At 52.7% G+C, this 9,189-nt stretch carries 3 protein-coding genes; all 3 read right to left on the bottom strand.

From position 1 onward, the window contains the following. Positions 1–48: 48 nt before the first annotated feature. The 3 genes from recD to recC are packed head-to-tail and all read right to left on the bottom strand — an operon-like array spanning position 49 to position 9,091. Positions 49–2,082, bottom strand: a complete 2,034-nt coding sequence (recD, locus tag NX720_RS00710) for an exodeoxyribonuclease V subunit alpha (protein ID WP_262598783.1) — start codon at positions 2,080–2,082, stop codon at positions 49–51. Continuing rightward, the gene (gene recB / locus NX720_RS00705) at positions 2,082–5,732 is read right to left on the bottom strand and encodes an exodeoxyribonuclease V subunit beta (protein WP_262598782.1); all 3,651 of its coding nucleotides are present in this window, start codon (positions 5,730–5,732) and stop codon (positions 2,082–2,084) included. Before recB ends, recD begins: the two co-directional genes overlap by 1 nt. Further along, a complete protein-coding gene (gene recC / locus NX720_RS00700) occupies positions 5,729–9,091 on the bottom strand; it encodes an exodeoxyribonuclease V subunit gamma (protein WP_262598781.1) in 3,363 nt (1,120 codons plus the stop codon). Before recC ends, recB begins: the two co-directional genes overlap by 4 nt. Positions 9,092–9,189: the final 98 nt, after the last annotated feature.

Below are 9,189 nucleotides of genomic sequence, written 5' to 3'. Positions count from 1 at the left end.
CCCGTGAGCACTATCTGTTGTCCACGGGCGAGATGTGCACGCTTCATCTCAAGCGAGCAAGCGCTCCTTCAAGCCTGAAGATCGGTGTGTCTGTCGTGCAACAGACTGGTTAAAGACTGCATCTGTCGTAAACAGTTCCAGCATTCTCTTGGCACGGGTAATGCCTGTGTACACGAGCTCCCGGGTCAGTACCGGATTGATTTTATCGGGCAGAATCATGGCCGTGTGGGCAAATTCGGAACCCTGACTTTTATGAATGGTCATGGCGTAGACGGTTTCATGAGCCGGTAAGCGGCTGGGCAGCAGCTCTTTCAGAGAGCCATCAGGCAACTGGAAAACAACTCGAAGACGATCATCTGTACCCGCCAGCGTGATGCCAATATCGCCATTATACAGTCCGAGTCCATGATCATTTTGGGTGATCAGAACCGGTCGGCCCGGATACCACAGGGTTTCCCGTTCAATCAGGCGATGCCGGGCGAGGGCGCTGCGAATTTCAAGGTTTAAGCCTTCAACACCACAGGCTCCTTCCCGCAGGGCGCACAGCAGACGGAACCGGTTAAAAGCGGCCAGTACTTTCCGGGCTGGCTGGCCTTCTTTTATTGCCTGAAGATAAGGGCGGTATTGATCAACACAGAGTTGCAACATGGTTTGATAACCACTGTCGTTCAACAGGTGACGCCGGATATCCTGAAAGCCGGATTCCCATACGGCTTTGGTATTTTTGACTTTCCCACCGTTCACTGCCGCTGCCAGTTGACCAATTCCGGAAGAGGCATCGAACCGGTAACTTTTTTGCAACAGACAGAAGCAGTCGTGAATATTGGCATTACTTTCCGGTAGCTCTGTTCTGAGGTCATAACCGGTTAACTGCTGTAATCGCTTTTGCTGCCTTTCGGTATAAGTGTTGCCTGCCGCCGCACAGATATCCCCCAGCACACTGCCCGCATCCACTGAAGCAAGCTGGTCACGATCTCCCAGTAAAATAATCCGGGCATCTCCGGGTAAAGCGTCCAGAAGACGATTCATCATGGGCAGGTCCACCATGGAAGCTTCATCGACCACCAGAATATCCAGATGTAAAGGGTTATCCCGGTGGTGGCGAAACTCTGTGCTGTTGGGGATAACGCCCAGCAGGCGATGAATAGTGCCTGCTTCACTGGGGATATTGTTGCGAACGGTTTCGCAGCAATGCAGTTTTTCCAGCGCACCACCAATGGATTCGGTCAGGCGCGCAGCGGCTTTGCCGGTCGGTGCCACCAGTCGTATAACCGGTGCTCTGCCTTTAGTTTGCTGTTCCAGCTCAACCAGCAAGGCCAGCAACCGGGTGACCGTGGTCGTTTTACCCGTTCCCGGCCCGCCGCTGATAACACTGAAGGACTGGGTGGCAGCCAGAGCGGCTGCCACTTTTTGCCAGTTCAGGCAGGCGTGTTCGGGAATCAGCTGGTCGAGATGGGCCAGGTCATTTCCTGACGTGGCCTGTTGCAGGGTCTGCCCGATAGCGTGCCAGTCCAGTTCATCCGGTTTTACGACATCGAGCCATTTAATGATGGCAGCCCGTTGATCGGTTTCGGTCTGAAGTCCGTTGAATAGCAGGGTGTAATCTCTCTGAAACAGCCGGTCGAGAATAGCCTGGATCGTGTTAGATTCAACGAGCCTGGCCGTTTTGTTTCTCAGAATCTCCGCTACCTGATGCTCAAAGTGCCAGTAGCGATAGAGATACAGACGATTACGGTTCAATACCAGTGGGGTTGGTACACTACCCTCAGAACCATCGGAAACCAGACGGGAGCCTGATAACTGCTCCTGCCAGTTGCCGGATGCTATCAGTGCCTTAAGAGGCTGTAACGCATCCGGATCAACGCCGAACAGTGTTTGTGTTTGCTGTTCAATGTCTTCCAGCGACAGGCAGACATTACCGCTGGCCAGTTCGTGGCTGACCAGTGCGCCTGCCAGAACCGTTAAAGGTTCACCCCCTATTTCCTGTAAAAAACGGGCAAACTGGTAATCCAGCGCACGGATGGAACCAGCAGTTTTCAACTGCCCCAGGGTTTGCAGTACCGGAGATTGATGGTTTGTCATTATTCGTCCTCTCCAGTAGACAACTCACCAGCAAACAAGTCGCCAGCAAATAAGTTGTCCATGGCTTCAATCAGTGCCTGTTTCGGGCGGGTGTCGTAAATTCCGTGACGGTCACTGTCATTACTCTGCACACCTCTGAGAAAGAGGTAGACGACGCCGCCAAAATGCTGTTCAAAGCTGTAGTCGGGCAATCGGGTTTTCAGCAGACGATGCAGCGCCAGACTGTAGAGCTGGTATTGAAGGTCGTAGCGATGCTCAATCATCATCTGTTCCATACGGGCGCGACTGTAATCACTGTACTGTTCCCCCAGCCAGTTTGATTTGTAATCAAGAACGTACCAGCGTCCCTGATATTCAAACACCAGATCGATGAAGCCTTTTAGCATGCCCTTTAGAGTGCTGAAAGCGAGGGGCGCAGCTTTGGCTGACAGTGGGTCGTGCCGTTGCAATAGTATGTTCAGTTTGTGAGCTTTAAGTTCAGACAGTGGCAGATAAAATTCCATTTCAACCTTGCGCGCCCGCTCTGGCAGGCTGCGTAAAGTCATATGCTCACCGTCCAGAGGCGCGTCCAGACAGTGGGTGAGCATGGTGACCAGCGTATCGCACCACTCTTCTCCTAACCCTTCCAGCTGCAACTGTTCATTGACAAACTGCGGCATCTGTTCTGGCGTTGAATTAACTGGCGTCAGTCGTTCAAACAGGGTGTGCATAAACGTTCCTGGTCGTGCGCCTTTTGGAAAAGTAAAAATAGAGTGCTCAACGGTTGGAGATTCCGGCTTTGCGGCAGACTCTTCCTGTACTTCCATATCAATCCCCGGCTGTTCATCACTGGCGCTGGTATGGATCTGTGCGGAGCTGGAGTGCGCTGTTTTTGACAGGGCGGAATAGCTGGTCATCCACCAGTCTTTCTCGATGCTACCACTAAAACTTCTTGCTGCCAGTGTTTCAGTATTGTCGTCTACTGGCTGAAAAGCAGGCAGTGGCTCCAGCGGTGGCTCAGACAGTTCAATAAACGCATGTTCTTCGTCCAGTGCCTGAAGCCGGGCGGTTAAGTCCGATGGCTTGAGGGTGTCTTTATCCAACAGCTTGCCAAAAGCACTTTTGTGCAGGTCGGTCACGGGGTCCTTGCCTGAATTACCTTTTTTCAGAGGCGCTACACCCACATAGCAGCAATGCACCGACCGGGTCATGGCGACGTACATCAGGCGCAGGTCTTCTGCCAGCCGTTCATGGTCGGCTTTGTCCGCGGCATCCGGATCACCGGACAGGTCCAGTTGGGTTCTGCCCTTCTTCAGATCGTGAAAAACCGGTTCTTTGGTCTCTCTGTATGAGCAGGCAAAGGGCAGGAAGCAGACATTGTATTCCAGTCCTTTGGATTTATGGATGGTGACAATTTTTACCAGGTTACGCTCACTTTCCAGGTGCAGCTGTTGTTCATCGGCATTGTTGTCCGGGCTCTGGTTATGTTCCGTCAACCAGCGCAGCAGTGCGTGGGGCGTTTCCTGTTCCTGACTGGCGCTCGCCAGCAGTTCCCCAAGGTGTAATAAATCAGTCAGTTGTCGCTCACCACCGGTGCTGCTACCCAGAAGGCGTTCAGCGATACGGTTCTGGTGAATCAGTTGGCGCAGCATGGGCAGGACGCCGTAGCGGTCCCATAACTCTTTATAACGGGAGAACTCCTCAACCCGTTGTTCCCAGAGTTCTTCATTCTGGTTCAGCTGGTCAAGCGCCGATGCTGACAGGGCCAGCAGTGGTGTTGCCAGCGCTGAACGCAGTGTGCGTTCATCGGTGGGGCTCAGGCAGGCTGCCAGCAGGCGTTGCAGGTCAACAGCTTCCTGACAGTCGAAAACAGACTCTTTGTTACTGAGGTAGACGCAGGCAATATTCTGCTCATTCAGGGCGTCACGGATTTTAAGCCCCTGTCGTCCGGTTCGAACCAGAACGGCAATATCGCCTGCCTGCAAGGGTGTTTGCTCACCGTCCTTTTCAATGACGCATTCGTTTATATTGGCATCCGTCAGCAGGCGGTTGATCTGGTTTGCCGTTGCCTGAGCCATAGCGGCTTCATAGTTCTCGTTGCTTACAACTGGCTTTTCATCCCCCTGTTGCAGCCAGATTTGTAAGGCGTTAACGGGTTTGCCTTCCAGCAAAAGGCGACTGTTGTCTGCTTTAGGAGAAGGGGCTACTGGCAAAAAGGGTATATCGTTGAACAGGAACGGATTATCAATCTTGAACAGTGTATTGACCGCACTCACCATATTGCTGGTGGAGCGCCAGTTCATGCCCAGCGTGTAGTGAGCGGATACTTGCTGGCGAGCCTGCATATAGGTGAAAATATCGGCACCACGGAAGGCATAAATTGCCTGTTTCGGGTCGCCGATCATAAACAACCCGGCTTCTTTTGCATTACCATCGCCGTATATCTGGCTGAAAATCCGGTATTGCAGGGGGTCGGTATCCTGGAACTCATCGATCATGGCCACCGGAAACTGCTCACGAATAGCATTAGCCAGTGTACCGTTGACATCCTTATCCAGCGCCCTGCCCAGGTTGATCAACAGATCGTCAAAGGCCATCTGGTGTTTCCGGAGTTTTAGCTCACTCACTTTTGTGCGAATCTCTGCCAGCGCCTGATCCCGGATCATGCCACTCCAGGCGTCTTTGATCGAGAGTGGTCGTGCAACCAGCTGGTCAATTAATTCAAAGACTTTATGTTCAGGTGGTGTGCCGGCCTTGGTGGTGTCTTTTTTCAGAGCTTCCGAACTGTAAATTTCCCAGCCGTCTTTAGAACTTCCCAGTGAAGGCTGTAAGCCACTACCGTTTATAAAGCGGCTCATCTCATCAAGGCGGGATAATGCCTTGCTCCGCTTTTTTAGTCCGGCACTGCGCAGTCGGTCTTCAATGGTTTGCCGTTCCTGTTGCCACAGCGTTTTAACGGCTATGACAGAATCCATATAGGTCTGTTTAAAGGACTCAACAGAGTCTGGTAATTCGCCCCGAATCACTTCCAGGTTACTTTTACCGAGCCAGCTGCGAATACTGTTCAGAAGGTCGGCTGGAGTTTTCCAGAGATCACGGGTCAGGCTGGCAAGGGGCTTGTCCACTGGGTAGAAATGACGCCGCCAGAAGTCAGCAGCCGTCTGTTGCAGCAGGCTGGTTTCATCGGTAATCAGTTCGCTGGTAAACAGCGTACCGCTTTCAAACGCGTGCTGTTTAAGCATTCGCTGGCAAAAACCGTGAATGGTAAACACGGCTGCTTCGTCCATCTGCCGTTCGGCAGCGAGTAACAGGGCAATCCGTTCTTCCCGGCGGTCAAGGTCGTTAATCAAATCCTGAATGAATTTATCACCGGATTGCCCGGCAATAAAATCCATGCGGGCGTCGTGCAATCTTGCCCGAATACGGTCACGCAGTTCCGCCGTGGCTGCGTCGGTAAAGGTAACCACCAGAATCCGGTCAGCGCTTAGTGGTTCCGGATGTGCGGAATGGCCGTCACCGTGTCCCAGAACCAGCCTTAAATAGAGATTGGCAATGGTATAGGTTTTTCCGGTTCCGGCACTGGCCTCGATCAGGCGGTTGCCATGCAGCGGAAAGTGAAACGCATTAAGGTCTACGGGTTTATTGTCTGCTATCCGGGGCTGTTCCGTCATTTTACTTCCTCCAGATAAGGCTGCATGGGCTGCATAAAGGTTTGAGCCAGCTCAGTCATGGCGTTATAAGTGGGTTCAAGTGTCGGGTAGCAACGGCTCATATAGGCATCCCGTCGTTCACCCTCATGGTTATAGCCGCCTTCGTAGGCTTTCCTGGCCGCACTTTCCGCTTTGTCTTCGTCTGCGGTTAGCCAGCTCCAGGCGGTTTCCGGGAAAAATGGCAAAGGCTCTTTCTGACCCTGCTGATAGTATCTGACCAGTTCTTGTAGCTGTTCCAGGGCTTCTTCTTTTTCGACGACCTGGTAGGTCATCGGCGCATTAAGGCTTAACAGGTGAGTGATGGCTGGCTGATCGGAACAGACGCACAGGCACAAATGTTCTATCCAGGTTAGCATCAGGTCTTTGCCTTTGACTTTTGCCGGGCGATAGCGAACCAGACTGTTGTCGTAGATATTTTTCAGCCAGCCTGTCAGTTGCAGTTCTCCCAATTTCAGGTTGACCTCGATGCTTTCCTCTTTGTCATCCTCTGGCGTGCGGGTACGGGCTTTAACTTGCTCCGACAACTCCGTCAGACCGGTTTCCTGTTCTTCCAGCAACAGGTCACCAAAGGCACCGTGGGGAAGCTGTCCAACGGCTTTCAGAATTCGGTACACGTCATCGGTATGACCTTTTTCGAGCAGGTCATTCAGAACCTGTTGTTTCAACTGGTAAGCATCCAGTCCACCAATGATAAAGGGTTCTGTTTCTTCCAGTACTTCGTCACTGTCCTCAAAATACACCTTCAGGCGACGGTTGCAGAAACTCTTGCAGGGGTTTCTGTAAAAACGCAGCAGCTCGCTGAGCTCCAGTACATCCTGTTTATCCTTTTCTTCGGGCAGAGCCGTGTCTATAAAGGCCGCAGCGTCTATCTCATCCCGTCTGGCAACAGGCAGCCATTCTCTGGCATAGCTAAATAGAGAGTTAAATAGAGAGTTGAACGGAGGGTTAGGTCTGTCGGGCAGGAAGTTACCGGGGCTGAACGGTTGCAGGGTGTGTTCAGTTAACAGGTGGTGTTTGATGGAGTGCTCATCAATAGTGTAGTTCTGGTCAATATAATCTAATAGCTCCGTCACCAGTACTGAAGGTACACGTTCAGTGTTGTCTTTCACGCTGCGCCCAACGTAACTGATATAGAGTTTTTCCCTGGCGGACAGCAGCGCTTCTAAAAACAGGTAGCGGTCATCTTCCCGCCGTGAACGGTCGCCACGGCGGGGGTGTCTCGCAATCAGATCAAAACCGGTAGGGGCAATGCTTCGGGGGTAAGCGCCGTCGTTCAGTCCCAGCAGACAGACTACTTTGAATGGAATGGAGCGCATGGGCATCAGGGTGCAGAAGTTCACCTGTCCGGCAAGAAAACGCTGGCTACTGCGCTGGCTGGATAGACGTTCGGACAGATAGCTCAGCAATACCGGGCGTGTCAGTGCTTCGTTATAGCCAGCGTCGTCTAATTGCTGATGCAGGTTCTCAAGGGCTTCATGCACCAGTTTTAATGCGTATTCGTCGTTTTCGTCTGCCAGAAAGAAACGTTCGTTGATGTCATGAATATAAGCGGTCCACTCTTCAATGGAACGTTCCTGTTGCAGTGTTTGCGCCAGATGGTCGGCGTGGTCAATAAATTCTGCCAGTTGTCCGGCGAGGCGGGCGCTCATGCCCTGTACGGCATCAAAGGGCAAAATATTGTCGTACAGTCCACAGGCTTCGGGCATGGCGTAGCCCAGTAACAGACGACGCAGGCCAAACAGCCAGGAGTTGCTGTCTCTGGGTGGCAGGTCGAAGTGCGCCTGATGGTCAGGGTTAAGTCCCCAGCGAATACCGGTTTCATCGACCCAGCGACGCAGGGTGTCCAGATCGTCGGCTGAGAGTTCAAACCGTCGCTGCATAGCGGGGATTTCCAGCAACTCCAGCAGTTCGGGCGCAGTGCAGCGACTGTTATCCAGATCCAGCAGATGTAACAGTCCGGAGAGTATCGGGTGCTCATTGCGGGCGCTGCGATCCGAAATAGAGAAGGGTATACGACGTGGATCGTCCTGGTCCTGACTGCCTACACCACCAAACACGGCCTGTATCCAGGGGCTGTATTGATCGACATCGGGCAGCATAACCACCACGTCCCTGGGTGTCAGTTCCGGGTTTTGTTCGAACAGTGCCAGTAACTGGTCGTGTAACACTTCCACCTCCCTGAGGGGGCTGTGGCAACTGTGCAGGCGCAGGGACTGGTCTTCAGGGTTGATTGACAGTTTGCCGGAAGGTTCTGTTAATTCCAGAATATCGTTTTGCAGGCTGTGCAGCAGGCCGTTGTGCTTGCCGTTGCTATCTCCATCGTTATCTCCATCAACAAAGGCACTGATTTCAGGAGCGTCCAGGTCATGGAGCTGATGCAGGTAATCTCGCCCTAATTTGCCCATAGAACCCAGCAGAGGGTTGCCGGAAGCATTCGGATTGTCCAGCGATAACCCCTCGCGGGTGAAATCATTCTGTTTGCTGGTGCTGACGGCAGGCAGGGATTGCACCAACTGGTTAGACGCGAATTTTTTAGCGGTCATACGCAGCAGGTATTTGGGGTCTTTCTCATCGCCCCAGTAGTAACGGCAGGGGTTACATACCAGCATGTGGACATCGGTCTGTTCGCCCAGGGCTTTTAATGTGTCAACGAAATGCGGGGGCAGGGCAGAGATGCCAAAGACAAACAACCGCCTGGGCAGTTTGTGCTGATGATGGCCGTTATACAGTTCTTCCAGAAACCGGTGGTGCATATTGGCGCGGTGCCAGTGGTTTTGCCCCAGACTTTCGGTTTTGTTCACCAGTTCTCGCCACAGCTCCGGCTGCCAGGGTTGTGCAGCGGCGACGTTGTCCGGGTCACTTCCTCCCTGTGTCCAGAAGGCAATCCAGTCGGGGCGATATACAAGGTACTGGTCAAAAGTGTCAGCGACTTTTTCGGATAGCTGAAAGAGGCGTACGCCGTCGTGGTCGTCGCTCAGGTATTGCCTGAGATCGGCAAAACTGTCCCGGTGGACCATTTCTGGCAGTAGCGTCATGATCTTCCAGGTCATGGCTTCTTTGTTAAAGGCCGAGCGTCTGGGGACATCAGGCAAAATCCTGACAAACATATCCCAGAGAAAGCTGGCGGGCAGGGGGAAAGCGGTGGCTGCCGCAATACCAAACCCGTCAGCCAGCGCCAGTCGTAACCATTGGGCCATACCGGGGCTTTGCACCAGTATCTGCTCATCTTCCAGGGGGTTGGACAGAGGGTCTCGCCGGATTAGCTCGACCAGCAGGTCTTTCAGCACATCAAGCTGATTGGAGTGGTAGATGGTGAACACTTTGTTTATGACTGTTTTCTGTTGAATTGCCGGAAATAGGATCACTCAACAGCATGGACTGTCAATAGAGTTACGGCAAGAGCGTGGTTTTATCAGAA

The sequence above is a fragment of the Endozoicomonas euniceicola genome (assembly GCF_025562755.1).
Classification (GTDB): Bacteria; Pseudomonadota; Gammaproteobacteria; order Pseudomonadales; family Endozoicomonadaceae; genus Endozoicomonas_A; species Endozoicomonas_A euniceicola.
This window is presented reverse-complemented; position numbering and strand designations above follow the sequence as displayed.

Bases quoted from the DNA above. Each gene is read 5' to 3' on its own strand.
- recD (WP_262598783.1), bottom strand. From the start codon at position 2,082: ATGACAAACCATCAATCTCCGGTACTGCAAACCCTGGGGCAGTTGAAA.
- recB (WP_262598782.1), bottom strand. From the start codon at position 5,732: ATGACGGAACAGCCCCGGATAGCAGACAATAAACCCGTAGACCTTAAT.